Here is a 19181-nt window from a genome sequence, read left to right on the forward strand (position 1 = left end):
TTTTGGGCGGCTCATATTGGCTTGTCAACCATAGAAGGATGATGACGGATTTATGACGACTTTCGATATGCTCATTTTTCAAAATAGAGTCGTTTTTCTTCTGGACAAGGGTTTATGAGCGCCCTAGTTGTTTCTTCGCATCGGGTGAGCGTACTGAATTTCGACGTAAAGACAGGACTTGCGAATGTCCCATATCGATCTCAATCGTCTGATAAGAACGCTTGAGCCCAATCTACGTGTCGGTCTTGAGACAGCGGCTTCGCTAGCCGTCCGTCATCAGCACGCCGTCGTCGATATCGCCCATTGGCTTCGCTCCCTTCTTGATATCGCAGGATTTTCTGCCGTTTTCGAAGAACTCAAGCTCTCCTCCGAGATGCTGAGAATGGAGCTCGACGCAGCGATCGCCGACATCCCGCGAGAGGATGGTGCCTCGCTTGCGCTCTCCCCGAACCTGCTCGCCCTTGGGAGGGAATCCTTTCTGGTTGCATCGCTGCAATGTGGGCGGAATGTCGTGCTTTTGGCCGATCTGCTTGCCGCGCTGATCAACGAGCCGGCATTGCGGGCGGTGACGCGCGGCATTGCCCCGTCGATGCGCAATCTCGACAGGGCGACGCTCGACAAGTTGCTGGATACGGCGCCAGGCCCGTCGGGCGAGCTTTCCGTGCCCGCCGCCGCGTCTGCGAACTTCTCTGGGGACAATGAATTCCTGCGGCTCTACACCCACGACATGACCGCGGACGCCCGTGCGGGCCGAACCGACCCGGTCATCGGTCGCGATCGCGAGCTGCGGCAGTTGATCGATATCCTGATGCGCCGGCGGCAGAACAATCCGATCCTCGTCGGCGAGGCAGGTGTCGGCAAGACCGCGGTGGCGGAAGCTCTTGCGCTGGAGATCGCCGCCGGCAATGTGCCGGTCCGGTTGAAGGACGTGAAGCTGCTGCTCTTGGACCTGAGCCTGCTGCAGGCCGGTGCCGGCGTCAAAGGCGAGTTCGAACGGCGGCTGCATGGCGTGGTCGATGCGGTGAAGACGTCACCGGAGCCGATCATTCTGTTCATAGACGAGGCGCATGGGCTGATCGGCGCCGGCGGACAGGCAGGGCAGGGCGATGCCGCCAATATCCTGAAGCCCGCTTTGGCGCGCGGGGAACTGCGGACGATCGCGGCAACGACCTGGAGCGAATACAAGCGCTTCATCGAAAAGGATGCCGCACTCACCCGCCGCTTCCAGACCGTGCATGTGCGCGAGCCGGACGAAGACGCCGCCATCCGCATGCTGCGCGGCGTGGCGGAAGGTCTGAAAACCCATCACAAGGTCCGCATCCGTGACGAGGCGATCGTCGCCGCCGTCCGGCTTTCTGCGAGATATCTGCCGGACCGGCAACTTCCAGACAAGGCAATCAGCCTGATCGACACGGCAGCGGCTGCGGTGGCGCTGGCGCGCCAGACGACGCCGGAGGCGCTGAAGCTGCTCGCCGACGAGCGCGATCTTCTGGAAACCGAGGCGAACTGGCTCGCACGCGAACCGGAGACGCCGGAAAAGCGCGCCCGGCTCGGCGAAATCGCAGGCAAGCAGCAGGATATCGCCCTCGAGATCGAGGCGCTCCGATCGAAATTCGATGAAGAAAACCGGCTCGTCCGGGAGGCTGACCGGCTGGAGGAATTCTTCTCGCCCGACGACGCCGTCGTCCCGCTGGCGCCGGCCGACAAGACAGGCGACGGTACGAATGTGGCGCCATTCCCTTCGCAGGCGATGACGGCGGAAGGCGCACGCGCTGCACTTGCTGTCACCGAACGGAGCCTGGCGACAGTGGCGGACCAAACGCCTCTCCTGCCGCGCGTCGTCGACAAGGAAATCGTTGCCGCCGTCGTTGCCCGCTGGACCGGAATTCCCGTCGGCAAGCTGCTGTCGGACCAGATCGAGACCGTCAAGACGCTCGATGCCCGACTGAAGGAGAGGGTGCTTGGCCAGGACGCGGCGATCGAGCGGATCGCTTCGGCCATGCGGGCCGCCCGCGCCGGGCTTTCCGATCCGCGGCGGCCGCCGGCCGTCTTCCTGCTGGTCGGCATGTCCGGCACCGGCAAGACCGAAACTGCGCTTTCGCTCGCCGATATGCTCTATGGCGGCAGCCGGTACCTCACGACCATCAACATGTCCGAGTTCAAGGAGGAGCATAAGATTTCCATGCTCCTCGGCTCGCCCCCCGGTTATGTCGGTTACGGCGAAGGCGGCGTGCTCACCGAGGCAGTGAGGCGCAGGCCCTATGGAGTGCTGCTGCTCGACGAGATCGACAAGGCGCATCCGGGTGTCCAGGAAATCTTCTATCAGGTGTTCGACAAGGGAACGCTGCGCGACGGCGAAGGCCGGGACATCGATTTCAAGAACACCACCATCGTGATGACGGCGAATACCGGTTCGGAGATGATCGCGACACTTGCCGCCGATCCCGACACGATGCCGGAGGCCGACGCGCTCGAAGCGCTGCTGGCGCCGGAATTGCAGAAGCATTTCAAGCCGGCTTTCCTGGGCCGCACCACCGTGCTGCCCTTCATGCCGCTTGGTAACGAGACGCTTTCGGGCATCGTCGATATCCAGATCGGCCGGATTCGCGACCGGGTCGAGGCCACCTACGGGACCACGCTTTCACTATCACCGGAAGCCCGCGACGCGCTGATTTCGCGCGCGCGCACCAGCGAGGTGGGCGCCCGCGCGATCGAGGTCATGATCGCCCGCGACCTCTTGCCTGTGCTTTCGACCTTTTTCCTCGATGCCGTTGGGCAGGGAAAGAAAATTACCGGGGTCACCATCGGATACGACGGCCATCGCTTCGGCCTCGATGCCGAAGAGGCCGCCCCACAGGAATTCGACACGCCGGGGGAAAACCGGTTGTCGGATGAAGTAACCCCGAGCCGCAAGCGCACTCGGGGAGCAGCGAGAAGAAAGGCAACTACGCCTTAGAAGCAACTAGGCACTCAACCGCCAACAGGAGAGCTGACAGCATGCCGATTTATCTTCAGATCGACGGTATCCAGGGGGATGCGACCCACGAGCAGCATCGCAAATGGATGGACATCGAAGCCATTCACTGGAACGTCGCCCGCAACATGAACACCTCCGCCGGTTCGGCGGCAAACCGCGAAGCTTCCGAGCCGACCGTTTCGGAAGTAATCCTCACCAAGGTCAGCGACTCCTCGTCGACCAAGCTCTTCCAGGAAGCCTGCTCGGGCCGCACCGGCAAGCGCTCCGTTATCCATCTCGTCACCACGGGCAATCCCGGCGACACCTACATCGAGTATTCCCTCGAGAACACGCTGATCGCCAGCTACTCGATCGATTCCAACGGCGACCGGCCGGTCGAGACGATCAAGCTGAACTTCACCAAGATGGAAGTGAAGTACACGCCGTACGACGACAAGCACTCGCCGCAGTCGCCGATGATCGCCTCTTACGATCTCGCGACCACCAAGGCCGCTTAAGGTTTCCCGACACAGGCAGTGCCAGCCCTGGCTGGCACTGCACCTCATGTTTTCGGTTGCCTTTCTCATCTCGGGGAAGGGCAATCAACAGCTGGTTTCGCAGATGAGTTGAGAGACATCCTTGCGCTTTAGACAATGGAGATGATCGTGTCGGCTGCAACTGATCGTTTGAACGATATTCTTATAGAATTGCCCAAGTACAAATCCCAATGGGAGACGAATGTCGCCAATCCCTATGTGCGGGCTTACGATCTCGCCATCGACAATTACCAGAAAACCACAAAGGCCCAGGAAGCCCGCGACCGGATGCTGGCCGAGCTCTTCGTATTTTCTGCCTCGGTCCTGACGGGCAGCATCATGATGGCCGCCTTCGCCACGACCTCGGTGCGTGTGCTGGCGGGGCGCACGGCGCTGCGCGTGATCTGCAACAACAATCTCAACCGCACCTTCGACCTGATGCATGCCGCCGCCACCAGCAAGCCGGTGATGTTTGCACTCGGTGGCGTGCTCGACGAGGCCAAAAAGCTCGCCAACAAGCAGGTGACCAGCGCTGCGGAAAAGCTGACGAGCAGCGCGCCGATCGCCTCTGCGCCGACCGCCCTCAATTTCATGACGCGGATCGCCGATTTCATCGACACCAACCACATCTGCGTGCATGATTTCGTCAGGGGCGTGCAGCAGGATAATTCGATCAGCGAGGCCAACAAATCCAGGCTTGCCGATCTGGTCGGCAAGACGCCGTTCTGCAATCCGCCGGAGAGCCGGCGCGTCGACGAAAACCGCCTGTCCCGGAAGATGGAGCTCTTGTTCTACATGAGCGCGGTTCTGGATTCCGACAAGCTCGTGACCTATGTGCCGGCCACCGGCGGGACCGTCGGCGGCATGGGCCGGGATATCGAATACAGCAAGAATGCCATTCCGCAGCTGCCTTCGGCAACGGATTATCCGAAGGCCACTTCGCCCCGCTTTATCGGCCGGCCGCTCCAGCCTTTCGAACCCGGTCAGCGTGTCGAATACGACAATATCGGATCGGTCGTGCGGGATCGCATCAACACGCTCAGCCGTCTTAGCGGCAATTCATCCTTCTATCCCGAGCAGAATTTTGCCGAAAAGCTGCTGATCGACCCCACAGGCAGCACGCAACTGGCGAAGGCGGAGCAGATCATCAACCGTCTGTCCACCGAAGCGCGGCCCAAGCAGCTCACCGACGTCAGGATGATCTGAGGGGTGTCGATGCTGTTGACGGATCTCCTGAAGCCGCACGGATTGATGGGTCGCATGCGCTGGCCGCTTATTGCGGCCGCTCTCGTCTGCGCCATGGCCGCAAGTGCTGCCGGCATGGTTGGCGCGTCTGATACCACCGATCAATCCCTGCTTCAGATCGAGCAGGTGGCGTCGCGCCTTTCCGGCACGCCTGCCGCTGTCGAAAATGTCGCGAAGGCTGCGGCCGATCGGGGCATTTCCGCAACTTCGGATGCGCAGCCTCTGCTTGAAACGGCTGCGCGGTCTTCCTTCAAGGTGGACAGCATGTTTGCCGAAATATCGAAAGCCGTGGGTGAGGCAGGCGACGATGCCGTCGATCCGAAAGCCTTCGCCAAAGTGGCAGCGGCATTGGAAGCGGGGCAGGCGAAGATTGCGCGCATGTACGAGGCACAGGACCAAACAGCGGCGAAAGACATCGAAATGCGTCTTGCCAACCCGGACAACGGTCCGCGTATCAGTCAGCTCGCCGATTTGATGGCCGGCCCGGATCTCGCCGTGGACACCGCTTTCACGGCACAGCTCATGTATCTCTGCCTTGAGGCTCTTTCCAATTCCGATGTCGAGACACTGGCGTCCGCTTCAAAGGACAAGCTGCAATCCGAAATGCAGGGCGTGATCTCGTCGCTGCGTTCGAAAAGCGAGAACGAAAAGCCGGTTCCCAAGGACATAGCGCGGGCGAACGAAAAGACGCGCCTGACCTTTGTGCTGGCCACTCTGTCTCCGGAAGACGTCTCGGTGTTGACGGATTTCTACGAGAGCCCGGGTGGAAAGGCCAAGCGCGACGCGCTCATCGCAAGTTACAGGCAGGCGTCCGACCAGGCCAATACCGAAATGCTGGGGCAATATTTCCAGGCGCTGGCGGATTATCTCAAAACCCATCCTCGGCCGCAACAGCAGCAGTAATTCGGCTCCCAAGACGGAACGTGATGTTATGGACGATTTGCAATCCCTCGCCGCCGATTTCATCCAGGCGAACCGTATTCTGAAGATCGTCTCGCCGCTCGGCGAGGACCAGCTTCTGCCGGAGCGGGTGACGATCGAGGAAGGGATTTCGTCGCTCTTTGAAATCAAGCTCTCGGCCCGCGCCAAGAAACCATCCGTCAAGCCGGAGGAACTGATCGGCCGGCTGATGGATGTCTCCGTCGAGGTGCAGCAGGGTGACGATGGCGGCGGCGTGCGCCGGCCGTTCAACGGCCTGGTGACCGAACTCAACGAGGGACCGCCCATCACGCGCGGCCTCAGATCCTATTCCATGGTGCTGCGGCCGCAGATGTGGCTGCTTTCGCGCCGTTCCGACTGCCGCATCTGGATGGACAAGACCTCTGTCGATATCGTCGAGACGCTGTTTTCCGAACACGGCATCCCGGCGCCCGATACGTCAGGCGTGATCACGCCACCGCCGCCGCAGCATTATTCGGTGCAGTGGAACGAAACGGACCTTGCCTATCTCACGCGCCGTTTCGAGGAAGACGGCCTGTTCTACTGGTTTTCCCATGAGGACGGAAAACACAAGCTGCATGTGGCAGACGGCGCAAGATCCTGGCTCGGCCCATCGCCATCGGCGCAGGGGGAGGGGCGGGTTCGCCTGGCTCAGGGCTCGTCCGACCGCAACCATATCAACGAGTGGAGCCGGCGCTATTCCTATGTGCCGGGGCAGCGGGCCGGCGCCGACTGGAACTTCGAGACGCCGCGCATGGTGCCCGGCACCATGACCCCGTCGCTGGTGCAGATGCCGGAAGCGACGAAGCGCGAGCTTTACGAATATCCGGCGCGCATTTCGTCGGTGGCCGAGGCGGAGCGGGCGGAAAAACTCAGGATGCAGGCCTCCGAAGCCGATCACGACCGGGTCTTCGGCGGCTCCACATCCCGCATTCTGGAGGCGGGGCGTCGCTTCACCCCCTATGAGGTCGCCCATCCCGACCACGTCTATGAAGAGCATGTGGTGGTCAAGTCGGTGCATACAGTCGTCGATCGTTCCTACGAAACCAACAGCAACGAGCCGGAATACACGAACACCTTCGAGGCGGTGCCGTCGCGGGTGGCGATGACGCCGCATCGCGAGACCAAACGGCCGCGGATCGAGGGCACCCAGGTGGCGATCGTCGCCGGCCCTTCCGGCGAGGAAATCCATCCCGACCAGTACGGCCGCATCAAGCTGTGGTTCCCCTGGGACCGCAAGGCCAAGAAGGACGGTTCCGACACCTGCTGGGTACGCGTCAGCCAGGTCTGGGGCGGCGGAACCTGGGGTGCGCAGGTCATTCCGCGCATCGGCATGGAGGTGATGGTCGCCTTCGTCGACGGCGACCCCGACCGGCCGCTGGTCACCGGCGTGGTCCCCAATCCCAGCAATACGGTTCCTTACGACCTGCCGGCCAACAAGACGCGCATGGTCATGCGGTCGAACACGCATAAGGGCACCGGCTTCAACGAGATGACCTTCGAAGACGAGTCTGGCCAGGAGAACATGTTCTTCCATGCGCAGAAGGACCAGACGACGCGCGTTCTGAATGACCGCACCAAGCGCATCGACCGGCACGAGGTTTCGGCGATCGGCGCCAACCGGACGGTCGAGGTCGGCGGCAACCAGAAACACGAAGTCGGCGGTTCGATGAACACCGTTGTCGGCGGCACAGGGCCGATGGCAATGGCGTTGATGGGGGCGGTCAGCGGTCTCTCCGGGCATACGGCGGGGCTGCTGGCGCAGGCCGGGCAAATTGCAGGCGGTGGCGGGCCGGGGCTTGCGGCCTTTGCCGGCACACTCGCATCTTCAGCGCTCGGTTTCTTAGGCGCCGGTGGTCTTGGCAGCCGTGAGGGGGTCGTCTCGGGACCAAGCCCGCGCGCCGATGCCGGTACGGCACTTGCCGGTTCAGGGAGCGGCGTGGGCGATGCCGCCTCCGGCCTGTTTCCGCTGCCTGGGATCATGAACACCATCGTCGGCTCTTTCAAATCCGACACGATCGGCATTGCCCGCGCCGAGCAGATCGGCGTCAGCAAAGTGACCAATGTCGGCCAGACATCGCTGGAGAGCGTCGGCAAGTTCAAGAAGATCGCCGTCGGGGAGGAATTCGTCATCGAGTGCGGCGATTCCAAATTCATCATGAAAGCCAATGGCGAAGTGATCATCCTCGGCAAGACGTTCAACTTCGTTGCGACCGGACACTTCCAGATGCGCGGCAAGCCGATCGATCTGAACTGAGGAGGTTCGCTTGGACCTGATCAACCGGCTTCCCTTTCCGGCCATGGCCTTCCGGCAGTTCGACGCGAACGGGGATTTGGATTGCGTCGTGTCGGTTCGCGGCACCTTCGTTCACCGCCAGGGCGATGCGCTCGCGATCGCCTCGAAACAGGAAGACTTTCAGTGGGAGGACGCCTATGACGGCGATCCCCATGCCAGCCCTCTCCTGCGTCAGACCGATCTCACGCCAGACAAGGTCGGAACCGACATCACTTTCCTCGGTAATGCCTATGCGCCGGGCAGCACTCCAGCACCTTCATGGCAGATCGGCCTGCAAGTCGGGCAGATTTCCAAAAAGCTTGAGGCCCATGGCGCGCGCTTCTGGCGCCCCGTCGTCAAGCAAAAATGGGCCGGCTTCTCGGCAAAGGAAGCAAAGCGCGTGTTGACGGATTGGCAACTGACCGAAGCCGAGCCGGCGTCTTCGGTGCCGATTTGCTGGAGCAAGGCGTATGGCGGCCAAATTCCCGGCACCGGAGACCCGGAAAACGAAACGCCCGCTGATGTCGAAGCGCGCAATCCGCTCGGTTGCGGCATCGTCAATCTCGACATGCCTTGGGATCACGCGTTCGTCGCCGCACCGCAAATCACTTCTCCCGGCGAGGTGCTGAACTGGCGAGAGCCGGCCGAGCCCCAGGGGCTGGGTCTCGTGTCGCCTTGGTGGCGGTCCCGCCAGCAATATGCCGGCACCTATGATGATACTTGGCTCAACGACCGTCACCCGCTTCTGCCCGAGGATTTCGACGCACGCTTCTGGCAATGCGCTCATCCGGATCTCATAGCAGTTCCTTATCTGACCGGGGACGAAGATTACCAGTTGGATGATCTTCACCCCCGCTTTGCGCGCGCCACAGGGCGGTTGCCCGCAATAACGCTGGGGGTTCGATGTGTCGAGCAGGGACGCGACGATTGGCATGTGCTGTCACTCGACGGCGTGCATTTCGACTGGCGAAACGATGATCGGGTGATGCTGACCTGGCGGACTCGCTTTCCACTTCAGGAGGCCGGGGAAACATCACTGACGTTAACCCGGGTGCAGGTCAAAATCGCGGCAGATGGTGCTGCAGGCGAGGCGACGGCATGAGCATCCCGCGCGACAATTACGTGGGCGAGCCCGACTACCCGGCGCCCTGGACGACGAGGCGGCCGCGGGAGGGGTTGCGCGATTTGGACGAGGCGCGGGTTGTCTCGCTGTCGCCGGATGTCTGCCTGACGCCGATAGGCTCGTCTGTCGTTCCCATTCCATACCCGATCGTCGATTATTGCGGGCATGACAAAGACTATACGCCCTCCGTCTTCTTCACCCGCAGGAAGGCCATGGTCATGCGATCCCGCACAACGCACGTCCACGGCGATGCACCGGGAACGAAAAAGGGAGTCAAATCCGGAACTGTGGAAAATGTGTGCGAGCCCATCGGCCATGCCGATCAGGTGCGGGCTGAGGGTTCTCACGTCATCCGTCATCTCGATCGCTTCTGGATGAATGATCGCAATACGCAAGGGGAAGCCATTTTCGTACGCGGGACGGAGACATATGCTCCGCCGGAGGACGATGATCCCATACCAGGATCGCTGCGCTGGAACAGCAGCGACGAGGGCAAAATCATGAGCGACGCGTCACCGGAACCGCTGGTGATGGGGGCTCAATACGCCGATGCGAGCGGTGGCGCTCTACGCCAGGTCGCTCCGCAGCAACAGCCGGCTGGGAATCCGCAAACGAGACTGTCACCAACTCCGCGCCCGGGCGTCGGCCAGCCAGGCAATGTTATTCAAGGACCGTGGAGCCCCCGTCCTCCGCCGACACTTCAAACGCCGACCGGCTTTCTTCCAAATCTGCTAAGATATGGCAAATACGGTGTCTTGGTGCTTCCACTGATGTTGTCAGGGGACACGCCGCTGATCCCGTATCTTCCCAGAGATGCCGATCCTGTCGAGAAGGAGCTTAACGAACGAGCACGTTCCCTTCTCGATCCTTTCGAACATGGCTACAATCGCGATGTTCAGCGGTGGTACAACGAGCAGATTGAAGCCTACCGACGGCACAAGCGTAGTCAGGAAGAACAGCAACAACTCCCGCAACCCTTGCCGGTTCCTGAAACCGTACGCGTGGAGCAGGACCGCGAAAAGCGAAGATGCCGTGTCGACACCTACAAAAAGATGGAGCCGATCTGCAAGAGCATCGGCATGCAGGCCCATCATATTGTGCCTGATTGGACCTTACGATGGGGTACACGCGAAGAGGGTATAGTTGGCTCAAAGCGCATCGATACGATGCCCGGCTACTGGGAAGGTCAGAGTATCTGCGTTGTGGGCAATGCCCGGACATCCGGAACCGAGCATAACGAAAGTCATTTGGCGGATGGGGCAATCGAGAACATTGGCGCGACGTCGAATCCTCTCTATACGGCGACCCTTGACGATGTGAAGCGAGAGTCGATCATAGCAATGTCCGCGGTACGGCCGGATTGCGTTGAGCAGATTGTCAAGGCTGTGAACGATGAATTCGCTAACAGTAATAAGAACCAACGACTGAGGGCTCTTCAGCGCGTCCAGGATATCCCGGAAGAAACGATGAAAATCCTATCGAACGGTAAGTATAAAAAATGACGGAAGCTCTTATTGAAAAGTCTGAACTGACGCGGGCATGTGCTGCGAGCGAGCAGTCGCTGCTGGTATCGTCGGTGGTGGAAAGCTCTGACCTCTACGAGCCAGACTCTGTCGTATGGAAATACGACCGGTCGGGTGGTGGATCGCAATGGGAGGATCGAAAGGTTGCCGCACATGTAGAGAGAATCATTTCTTCGGCGGATAGCCATGACTATGTCGTGATGTCTTCGGAAGGAGAGGTGATTTCTGACGTATTTTCCAGTGGAGCAATCGAAAGAATGATCGGAGCCGGCACTTGGATTGACGGTGCCAAAGGCCATGGTCGCATGCTCGCCTTGGCAAGGATCGAAGATACGCTCTATTCGTCCGGCAATGGGGGGCAGATATATGTGCGAAACCAGCCGAACCAATGGCGCATATTGACCAATAATCTGTTGTTCGATCCTGACGCTCACGCTCGTCTCAGCAAAACGGCGCCCCCGACAGATGACCCGCGATTTTTGCAATGGCTTATGGAGTCCAGATCGAAGAGGCCTCGGAATATATCCTTCCACGACATCAATGGGCTAAGCCATGATGCTATCTATCTCTGCGGCGTGGAAGGTACCAAACCTGTCTTGTGCTTCTGGGACGGCTCGGCGCTTCACGAACTCAAGGTTCATCTTGAGGAAGCCGCGCTGACGGGCATCCACATCGAGCATGCGGATAGCGTCTGGATCTGCGGGCGCGAAGGCGTGCTGCTGCACGGCAGCAACCCACGCGGGTTCACGCCGGTCAATCTGCGTCAACAGCTCAATCTTTTTCACATGATCACGCCCTATCGAGGCAAACTTGTGTTGCCTTCGAGCGTTCGTCCCGGCGGCCTGTTCGAATTCGATCCCGGCACTTCCGATCTTCGACGCTTCTCTCCCGCTCTCCCCAAGCTGCGCGGTGAATACATCTTCTATGCCGGTGCCGTCGGTGATGTTCTGTGGGTTGTCGGCCAGAAGGATATTTTCCGCTTCGATGGAAGCGAATGGGAACGGATTGAGCATCCCGATCTTTAACGCGGGGCTTGCGTCACCGGCGGAACGCTGGGGAAAATACGGCTGATCATTATCAAAAACTGAAAATTTCCGAGGCTGTCTCGCGGGTGCCTGACGAGATCTACTATTCATTTGCGGTCGAAGTCGGAGGACAGCAGCAAATTCTATCCCAAACGATCCCCGCTGGTAGCGTCCGGTAATTTTCCTCGCCTTATGGCTGCTACCGCGTGGAGCAAGAGCATGTTTTGCGCTCTGTTCGCCGGTAGGCCCGGCTGCGCCGGTTCGCTCTGAGGAAGAATTATGATCGTACGTTACGACGGCAATGCATTCACGTTCTATGAGCATGGCGACAATGTCGCGTACTAACGGCTTTCGTATGCTTTCTTATTGTTCCGCTCGCCGTCGCGCTATTGCTGAGCCATGCACTCGGCTGAGACCCGCTTTGACGCGGGCTTGAGGATTGGGAAGATAAGTGAATGCGGTCGGGTGCCCCTGGACATCTATAAGCTTCATTAGGAACACACCATGACCGACACCGACGCAAAGCTGCTGCGGACATTCATTGCCGACGAGAACGAAGCCTTTGCCGATCGGCGCCAGGGGAAATTTTGGCCTGCCAATCATTATCGCATCAGGCCTCTGGCGACCAAAGTTTCCGGGCTGCTCGATCCGAACGAGCAGATCGATTTCTATTTCCATTTCATGCGCATTGCCGGCGGCGCACCCTTGGTCGGAGACAAGGAAATGCCGCTGCTGCTCGAGGCCTATCGGCGCATGCTGCCGTTTCTCGATCTTGGCGGCGTCATCCAGATGTCGCGGCGGCACAAGCTTCTGTTCGTGTTCGGTTTCGACGATACCGGCGCCCTGCCGAGCGGCGAGACGATTTCGGCCAAGGCGCTGAAGGCGCGGCTCAAGCTCATCGCGCAGGTCGGCAATTATACGACGATGCCCGCCCAGCGCGACAAGAAGGCAAAGTTTGTTCCCTTTGCCGACGAGGCGGTGCGCATTCTCGAGGTTTTCCAGCATCTGGGCTATCGCCACGACCGACGTTATGGCGAAGATCTCTATAATGTCACCAATCTCAGCTTCTGGGGTATGGTGTTTATCTGCCTGCTCAACAAGGCGACTCGCGCCGAGCTTGTTGCCGATATGATTGAGGGCAAATATGATCTTATGCGGCGCGTCGAGCAACGTGCGATGTTGCACCGCTATGTCGAGACAGTCCTGCCGGATGCCGAGCCTGACGAAGAGCATTTCCGCTCGCTGGCGCGGCAGCTCAGGACATTGAGCTCACTCGCCGCAATGCCACCGAATCCGTCGCCCTGGCGCAAAAGCTGGGCCTGCCATTTGGCGATGACGAGGACTGGGAAATCCATATTGCGGTACCGCTGCGTGGCACCGAAGGCCATCCGGTGATCGCCAAGAACGTCGTGCGATTGCAGATCCGGCCGAACCCGGACTGGCAGTGGGAGCTGAGCGCGCGCATGGCCGAGCGCGGAGAGTTCTCGGAAAGCGAAACAAAGAACTACCGGAACGATCTCGGTTTCCCAGTTCTCGGGCGCGGAAATCTTCATGCCTTTCCGACATGGCTGAGGCAGGTGCGCGAGAAAAACGGCCTGGATTTCGACACCGGCGCCGCTGACATTCGTGTGGGCCGCAAGCGGGCGGCAGCCAAGCTTATCGTTCAATCGTTGGAGAGCTGAATTCGGATCGATTGCGGTAGCGGTCGCCGCCACGGCATATCGAAGCGCTGAAGCATCTTCCCAAGACCGGCGAAATCTCTTTCGCCGGTCTGAGCGTTGGCCGTGCCACGGCCGCAATGGCGTCGTGGCACGGTGACGCCTGTCAAACCTGCTCAGAAGGGATAGTGCTGGGCGGAATCCTCGACCGTAATCCAGCGCAGGTCGGTGAATTCGGCGATCGCCGCCTTGCCGCCGAAGCGGCCGTAGCCGCTGCCTTTGACGCCACCGAAGGGCATTTGCGCCTCGTCGTTCACCGTCGGGCCATTGATGTGGCAGATGCCGGATTCGATCCGCGCCGCAACGGCCATTGCCCGCTGGACATTGCGGCTGAAGACGGCGGAGGACAGGCCGTATTCGGTATCGTTGGCGATGCGGATGGCTTCTTCCTCACTGGTAACGCGAATGATCGGCTTGACCGGGCCGAAGGATTCTTCCGCATAGACGCGCATCTCGGGCGTGACATGATCGAGCAGCGTCGCCTCGACCACGGTGCCGGAGCGCTTGCCGCCGGCCACGAGCTTTGCACCCTTGGCTGTCGCATCGGCGATCAGCTCTTCCATTTTCTTCGCTGCGTCGAGGCTGATCAGCGAGCCGAGAACGACGTGCCCACGCGGATCGCCGGCCGGCAGCTGGCTGGCGCGGGCGGCCAGTTTGGCGACGAACTGATCGGCGATCGTCTCGTCGACGATGATCCGCTCCGTCGACATGCAGATCTGGCCCTGATGCATGAAGGCGCCGAAAATGGCGGCATTGACGGCGCCGTCGATATCGGCGTCGTCGAGGATAACAAGCGGCGCCTTGCCGCCGAGTTCAAGAAGGGCGGGCTTGAGATGCCTGCCGCAGGTCTCGGCGATGATCTTGCCGACCTTGGTCGACCCGGTGAAGTTCACGCGTTTGACGGCCGGATGGGCAATCAGCGCGGCAACGATCTCAGGCGCATCTTCAGGCGCGTTGGTGAGGACGTTGATGACGCCGGCCGGCAGGCCCGCTTCGGTCAGCACTGTGGCAATCAGCCGGTGCGTGCCGGGGCATTGTTCGGAGGCCTTGAGGACGACGGTGTTGCCGCAGGCGATCGGCATGGCGATGGCGCGGGTGGCGAGGATGACGGGCGCGTTCCAGGGAGCGATCGCCAGGCAGACGCCGGCGGCCTGGCGAACGCCCATGGCGAGCGTGCCGGGTTTGTCGGAAGGGATGATTTCGCCTGATATCTGCGTCGTCATGGCGCCGGCCTCGCGCAGGATGTTGGCGGCGAGCATGACATTGAAGCCGGCCCAGGGCGCGGTTGAGCCGGTCTCCTCGATCATCAGAGTGGTAAACTCGTCGACTTTGGAATCCATGATATCGGCAGCCTTCATCAGGATCGCGCGGCGCTGGCCGGGGCCGGTCTTCGACCAGGCGCCGAAGGCAGCGGAGGCGGCACTAACGGCTGCGGCAACGTCGTCCAGGCTTGCCGCGGCGGCGCGGCTTGCGAGCTTCTCGGTGAAGGGATCGATGCGATCATAGGTCCGGCCGCCGGAGGCTGCACGGTCGGCGCCGTTTATGAGGAGGGAAATATTCATCGGAGGTCTCCTGGGGACAAGAACTAGAAGCCGAGGACTTCGGCGTTGATGGAAGCTTCGAGGCCGCCGTCGACGGCAAGATTGGCGCCATTGATCCAGCGTGCGCCATCCGAGCAGAGGAAGAGCACGGCAGGCGCAATATCGGCGGAGGTGCCGGCGCGGCCGACGCGGGTAATGTCGCTATCGACTTTGGCGTCGCCGAGCACGGCGCGGAACTGCTTGAGGATCGGCGTTTCCACCGGCCCGGGGCTGACCGCATTCACCCGGATGCCGCGGTTCTTGAACAGCGGCTGATGGGCCGCCCGCATGGTCCAAAGCAGCAGCAGCTCCTTGGAGAGCGGGTAACCTTCCTCGTCCTTGAGGTTGTGCTCAGCGACAACCGCGGCCACTTCGGGAAAGCCTTCGATGGCGGTCAAGGATTTTGCCCGCTCGAGATTGGCGCGCCAGCCGTAGCCGGCAATCGAGGCGACGTTGACGACGGCGCCGCCTTCGCGCAGGCGGGGTACCACGGCTTCCGACAGGGCGCGAAGCCCGTAGAAATTGACGGCGAGCGTCGAGACGACACCGGTGTTGCCGGAAAGGCCGGCGACATTGGCGAGCGCGTCGAGGCGCGCCGGAAGCTGTGCGACGATGTCGGCTACGCCAGCGGCGGTCGAAAGATCACCCTTGATGAAGGCGGCACTTCCACCCACCGGCTCGCGCACATCGACGCCGATGACCTCGGCACCCATCTGGCCGGCCAGTTCCGCCGTGCGGGCGCCGATGCCGGAAGCGACGCCGGTCACCAGGATTGTTTTACCAAAAAGCATGAACGTCACCTTTCGTAACAGAATCCGGAAATAAGCCGGCTCATTCTTCCCATTTGACTTTATGCGGACCGGGCAATTTCAGCCGGTAGCCGACGGGCAGAAGTTGAAAATCGAAGCGACGCTCTATTTCGCCCCAAAGGCCGCGCGGCAGGTAGAGCGAGAAAATCACGGCGGTGGCGCCGAGGCCGATCAGGTACCAGACGCCGGCTGAACCGAAGACGGTCTCGATCACGAAGAACAGGATGGCGCCGAGGATCGCGCCTTCGAACTTGCCGATCCCGCCGACCAGCACCATGAAGATCATGTAGGCCGTCCACTGGACGCTGAAATAGGTCTTCGGCTGGAAGGTGGTGGCGGTCGCCAGCCATAGGCCTCCGGCAACCGCAATGCCGAAGGCGGCGAGCACGAAGAGCAGCCTCTTCGTTGCGATTACGCGCACGCCGACCGAGATTGCCGCCTCCTCATTGTCGCGGATCGCCTGCATGGCTGCACCTGCGCGGCTGCGCATCAGGATGAAGAGAGCGCCGAGCAGTGCGGCCATGGCCATCAAGGCGAGCCAGTAGATCGTTGCCCGCCGCGTTGCGCCGTCATAGACGTTGAGCGAGATCAGCGAGGTTCCCGTTTCCCCCTGGATCAGCCGGTCGAGGTTGACGAGCAGGTGGGCGAGTTCCGCTATCACCCACATGCCGATTGCGAACTCGCCGCCCTTCAGACGCAGCATGAACAGCGAAAGTGGGATCGACAGCGCGCCGGTCACGATCGCGGCGGCAAAGAGCGAGACGAAGGGATTGAGCCCCGCATCCGCAAGCCGGATGGTGAAATAGGCGCCGAGGCCGAAGAACACCTGCTGACCGACCGAGACGAGCCCGCCGAAACCGGCCAGCGCATTCCACATGGCGGCAAGGATCACATAGATGAAGAGGGCCGTCATCCGGTCGATCGCGCCGGCGCCGAGGACAGTGGGGGCAAACATCAGCAGGACGAGCACCGCGGCCATGCAGCCAAGCGCCACCCGCGATGACTTCGTCCAGCGCTCAATCGATATTCCATTGGAGGCACGAGTCGCGTTGGGGCTCATGTCGGGCTCCGGAGACGGGTGCGCAGTTTGAGAAAGGCGCCAAGTTTGTCGAAAACCGGCATGCCGAACCGGGATAGCCTGACGAAAAGCACCAGCAGGAACACGGCATGGCCGCCGATCAGGAAGCCTTGCGGATGCAATTGGGCGCCGAGCGATTGGGCAAGGCCGAGAACGATGCCGCCGGCAAGCGTGCCCCATAGCGATCCCGCTCCGCCGATGACGGCTGCCTCGAAGGCGAAGAGAAGCTGCGGGCCGCCGGAATAAGCGCTGAAGGTTGCCCGCATCCCGAGAAAAGCACCGGCGATCCCGACCGTGACCATGGTGATCGCGGTGGCGACGGCGTTTACCCTGCGGGCGTCGATACCGACCAGTCCTGCCGTGTCGGGATCTTCCGCCGTGGCGCGGATCGCGCGACCAAGGGCAAAACGGCTCAGGAAGAACTGCAGCCCGCCGAGAATGAGGACTGCCGTCACCATCATCAGGACGGCAAGCTTGCCGACGAAGATGTGGCCCGGCAGTTGCCAGGATGCATAGGACAAGTTGCCGATGAACGGCGCGAGCGACCGGGTGTCGGCGCCGAACTGCTCGAACAGCAGGTTGTCGATGACGATCGACAGGCCGAAGGTCGTCAGGATCGGCAAGAGCGTGCCGCCGCGGGCGCTACGTTCCAGAATGAAGCGCTGCAACAGCCAGCCGACCGCCGCCATGACCGGCAACACGATCAGCAGGCCAGCGAAGGGCGAAATGCCGAATTTGGCGGCCAGCAGCCACAGCCCGTAAGCGGCTGCGACCGCCAGGCTGCCATGCGCGAGATTGATGATCCGCATGACCGAGAACATGAAGGACAGGCCGCAGGCGATGACGGCGTAATAGCCGCCCAGCAGAATGCCCTGGAGCAGGGTGTTGATCACGGTGCGCTCCTTTCGCCGGCTGCCCGGTGCAATCCGAAATAGGCTTGGGTGACGTGCTCGCGCGTGACGACGGCGGCCGGCCGGTCGAGGACGATGCGTCCTTCCAGCATGCAGATGACCCGGCTTGCCACGCTCATGGCGCGAGCGAGATCCTGCTCGACGAGCACGATGGTCGTTCCCGAGGTGAGCAGCGCCTGCAGCTGGGCGTAGACGCGATCGACGACCAGAGGCGAAAGTCCGAGCGAGACCTCGTCCAGGAGAAGAATATCGGGATTGCTCATCAGCGCCCGGCCGATCGCAGTCGCCTGCTGTTCCCCGCCCGAGAGATGTCCTGTTTTGGCGTAACGGCGGGGTTTCAGGTTCGGAAAGGCGTCGAGGACACGATCGATACTCCACTCGCCCTTGCGGCCGGAAGTCTTTCCAAGAAGCAGGTTCTCTTCCACCGTCATCTGCGAAAACAGGCGCCGGCCTTCCGGCACCAGGGCGATGCCCTTGGCGATCCGCTTGTGGGACGGGACGGCGGCCAGATCTTCGTCGTTGAGAAGGACGCGGCCGGAGGATGGCAGATGAGCGCCGGCAATCGAGCGCAGCAGCGTCGTCTTGCCCGCGCCATTTGCGCCGACCAGCGCCAGTACCTCGCCCTTGGCAAGATCGAAACTGACCCCGCGCACCGCCTGGAGCAGGCCGTGGCGGACATCGAGGTCGCGGATGGAGAGAAGGCTCATGCGGGTGTCCCTCCGAGATAGGCCTTGACCACCTCCGCATTGCTCATGACCGTTTTCGGTTCGCCATCGGCGATGATCCTGCCGGCGTCCATGCAGATCAGCCGCTCCGCCACCTGCAGGAGGATATGAACGATATGCTCGATCCAGACGATGCCGATGCCGCGGCGGCGCAATTCGAGGATGGTTTCGACGAGTTCGCTCGCCTCGCCATCGGTCAGGCCGCCGCCGATCTCGTCGAGCAGCATCAGCCTCGGCTGCGTGGCAAGCGCACGGGCAAGCTCCAGCCGTTTGCGATCCAGCAGGCCAAGCGTGTCGGCGGGGCGGTTGGCCACTCCGAGCATGCCGCAGAGCGAAAGCGAATCCACCACGCGCTCATAGGCCTCGTCGCGGCTAGCGGCATTGCCGTGCGATGCGGCGACGAAAACATTCTCAAAAGTCGTCATGCCGCCGAAGGGCTTGGGAATCTGATGGGTCCGGACGAGCCCGGACCGGCAGCGCTCCGCCGCCGTCCGGCGCGTGACGTCGACGCCGTCGAAGGTGATGCTTCCCTCACTCGGCGGGAAGGCGCCGGCAAGCACGCTGAGCAGGGTCGTCTTGCCCGCGCCGTTCGGCCCGACAATGCCGACCGCCTCGCCATCGCCCATGGAAAAATCCAGATTCTCCAGCACCACCAGCGCGCCGAACCGCTTGTGGATTCCCTTGGCCGAGAGAAAGGCTCCCCCCGGCCGATTATGAGCTTCCCGCTGCAGCACTGTG

General features: G+C 61.4%; 16 protein-coding genes. 10 read left to right on the top strand and 6 right to left on the bottom strand.

Translation table 11 applies throughout. From position 1 onward, the window contains the following. Positions 1-184: 184 nt before the first annotated feature. The 10 genes from tssH to C3Y91_RS37985 all read left to right on the top strand — a co-directional run bounded on the left by tssH (position 185) and on the right by C3Y91_RS37985 (position 13304). Entirely contained in the window at positions 185-2956 is a 2772-nt protein-coding gene (gene tssH, locus C3Y91_RS18975; protein WP_168575682.1) for a type VI secretion system ATPase TssH, read from the top strand. A gap of 41 nt (positions 2957-2997) precedes the next feature. After that, positions 2998-3474, top strand: a complete 477-nt coding sequence (locus tag C3Y91_RS18980) for an Hcp family type VI secretion system effector (RefSeq protein ID WP_003575677.1) — start codon at positions 2998-3000, stop codon at positions 3472-3474. Positions 3475-3615: 141 nt separating this feature from the next. Continuing rightward, positions 3616-4698 carry a hypothetical protein gene (locus C3Y91_RS18985; protein ID WP_174827073.1) on the top strand — a complete coding sequence of 361 codons (1083 nt, stop codon included), beginning with the start codon at positions 3616-3618 and terminating at the stop codon, positions 4696-4698. 9 nt (positions 4699-4707) lie between these two features. Beyond that, positions 4708-5640, top strand: coding sequence for a hypothetical protein (locus tag C3Y91_RS18990; protein WP_246780204.1), 933 nt, complete (start codon positions 4708-4710; stop codon positions 5638-5640). A gap of 28 nt (positions 5641-5668) precedes the next feature. Next, a complete protein-coding gene (tssI, locus tag C3Y91_RS18995; RefSeq protein ID WP_130665623.1) occupies positions 5669-7933 on the top strand; it encodes a type VI secretion system tip protein TssI/VgrG in 2265 nt (754 codons plus the stop codon). Positions 7934-7943: 10 nt separating this feature from the next. Continuing rightward, entirely contained in the window at positions 7944-9053 is a 1110-nt protein-coding gene (locus C3Y91_RS19000) for a DUF2169 family type VI secretion system accessory protein (protein WP_168575683.1), read from the top strand. Next, positions 9050-10576 (top strand): DUF4150 domain-containing protein, encoded by a 1527-nt coding sequence (locus C3Y91_RS19005; RefSeq protein ID WP_168575684.1) that lies wholly within the window; start codon positions 9050-9052, stop codon positions 10574-10576. The genes C3Y91_RS19000 and C3Y91_RS19005 overlap by 4 nt, the downstream gene beginning before the upstream one ends. After that, the gene (locus C3Y91_RS19010) at positions 10573-11622 is read left to right on the top strand and encodes a hypothetical protein (protein ID WP_168575685.1); all 1050 of its coding nucleotides are present in this window, start codon (positions 10573-10575) and stop codon (positions 11620-11622) included. Before C3Y91_RS19005 ends, C3Y91_RS19010 begins: the two co-directional genes overlap by 4 nt. Before the next feature lie 504 nt (positions 11623-12126). Then, positions 12127-13017: a hypothetical protein gene (locus tag C3Y91_RS19015; RefSeq protein ID WP_246780205.1), complete on the top strand. Its 891-nt coding sequence runs from the start codon at positions 12127-12129 to the stop codon at positions 13015-13017. Beyond that, complete coding sequence (locus C3Y91_RS37985; RefSeq protein WP_246780206.1) at positions 13014-13304, top strand: hypothetical protein; 291 nt, start codon at positions 13014-13016, stop codon at positions 13302-13304. The genes C3Y91_RS19015 and C3Y91_RS37985 overlap by 4 nt, the downstream gene beginning before the upstream one ends. A 152-nt stretch (positions 13305-13456) precedes the next feature. Here the strand turns inward: C3Y91_RS37985 and C3Y91_RS19020 are convergent, their stop codons facing one another. From C3Y91_RS19020 to C3Y91_RS19045, 6 genes are read right to left on the bottom strand one after another with little or no spacing between them, the layout of a single operon-like run. After that, positions 13457-14902, bottom strand: a complete 1446-nt coding sequence (locus C3Y91_RS19020) for an aldehyde dehydrogenase (RefSeq protein WP_168575686.1) — start codon at positions 14900-14902, stop codon at positions 13457-13459. Between the two features lie 23 nt (positions 14903-14925). Next, positions 14926-15711 carry a coniferyl-alcohol dehydrogenase gene (locus tag C3Y91_RS19025; protein ID WP_168575687.1) on the bottom strand — a complete coding sequence of 262 codons (786 nt, stop codon included), beginning with the start codon at positions 15709-15711 and terminating at the stop codon, positions 14926-14928. A gap of 40 nt (positions 15712-15751) precedes the next feature. Further along, a complete protein-coding gene (locus tag C3Y91_RS19030; RefSeq protein ID WP_168575688.1) occupies positions 15752-16789 on the bottom strand; it encodes a branched-chain amino acid ABC transporter permease in 1038 nt (345 codons plus the stop codon). After that, positions 16786-17700 (bottom strand): ABC transporter permease subunit, encoded by a 915-nt coding sequence (locus tag C3Y91_RS19035; protein WP_168575689.1) that lies wholly within the window; start codon positions 17698-17700, stop codon positions 16786-16788. The genes C3Y91_RS19030 and C3Y91_RS19035 overlap by 4 nt, the downstream gene beginning before the upstream one ends. Next, positions 17697-18425 carry an ABC transporter ATP-binding protein gene (locus C3Y91_RS19040; protein ID WP_018071420.1) on the bottom strand — a complete coding sequence of 243 codons (729 nt, stop codon included), beginning with the start codon at positions 18423-18425 and terminating at the stop codon, positions 17697-17699. Before C3Y91_RS19040 ends, C3Y91_RS19035 begins: the two co-directional genes overlap by 4 nt. Next, positions 18422-19177, bottom strand: coding sequence for an ABC transporter ATP-binding protein (locus C3Y91_RS19045; RefSeq protein ID WP_024321421.1), 756 nt, complete (start codon positions 19175-19177; stop codon positions 18422-18424). The genes C3Y91_RS19040 and C3Y91_RS19045 overlap by 4 nt, the downstream gene beginning before the upstream one ends. Positions 19178-19181 lie beyond the last annotated feature (4 nt).

The organism is Rhizobium ruizarguesonis (assembly GCF_012349115.1).
Classification (GTDB): domain Bacteria; phylum Pseudomonadota; class Alphaproteobacteria; order Rhizobiales; family Rhizobiaceae; genus Rhizobium; species Rhizobium ruizarguesonis.

Coding starts and splice junctions, on each gene's coding strand:
- tssH (WP_168575682.1), top strand. CDS start 185: ATGTCCCATATCGATCTCAATCGTCTGATAAGAACGCTTGAGCCCAAT.
- C3Y91_RS18980 (WP_003575677.1), top strand. CDS start 2,998: ATGCCGATTTATCTTCAGATCGACGGTATCCAGGGGGATGCGACCCAC.
- C3Y91_RS18985 (WP_174827073.1), top strand. CDS start 3,616: ATGATCGTGTCGGCTGCAACTGATCGTTTGAACGATATTCTTATAGAA.
- C3Y91_RS18990 (WP_246780204.1), top strand. CDS start 4,708: ATGCTGTTGACGGATCTCCTGAAGCCGCACGGATTGATGGGTCGCATG.
- tssI (WP_130665623.1), top strand. CDS start 5,669: ATGGACGATTTGCAATCCCTCGCCGCCGATTTCATCCAGGCGAACCGT.
- C3Y91_RS19005 (WP_168575684.1), top strand. CDS start 9,050: ATGAGCATCCCGCGCGACAATTACGTGGGCGAGCCCGACTACCCGGCG.
- C3Y91_RS19010 (WP_168575685.1), top strand. CDS start 10,573: ATGACGGAAGCTCTTATTGAAAAGTCTGAACTGACGCGGGCATGTGCT.
- C3Y91_RS19015 (WP_246780205.1), top strand. CDS start 12,127: ATGACCGACACCGACGCAAAGCTGCTGCGGACATTCATTGCCGACGAG.
- C3Y91_RS19020 (WP_168575686.1), bottom strand. CDS start 14,902: ATGAATATTTCCCTCCTCATAAACGGCGCCGACCGTGCAGCCTCCGGC.
- C3Y91_RS19025 (WP_168575687.1), bottom strand. CDS start 15,711: ATGCTTTTTGGTAAAACAATCCTGGTGACCGGCGTCGCTTCCGGCATC.
- C3Y91_RS19030 (WP_168575688.1), bottom strand. CDS start 16,789: ATGAGCCCCAACGCGACTCGTGCCTCCAATGGAATATCGATTGAGCGC.
- C3Y91_RS19040 (WP_018071420.1), bottom strand. CDS start 18,425: ATGAGCCTTCTCTCCATCCGCGACCTCGATGTCCGCCACGGCCTGCTC.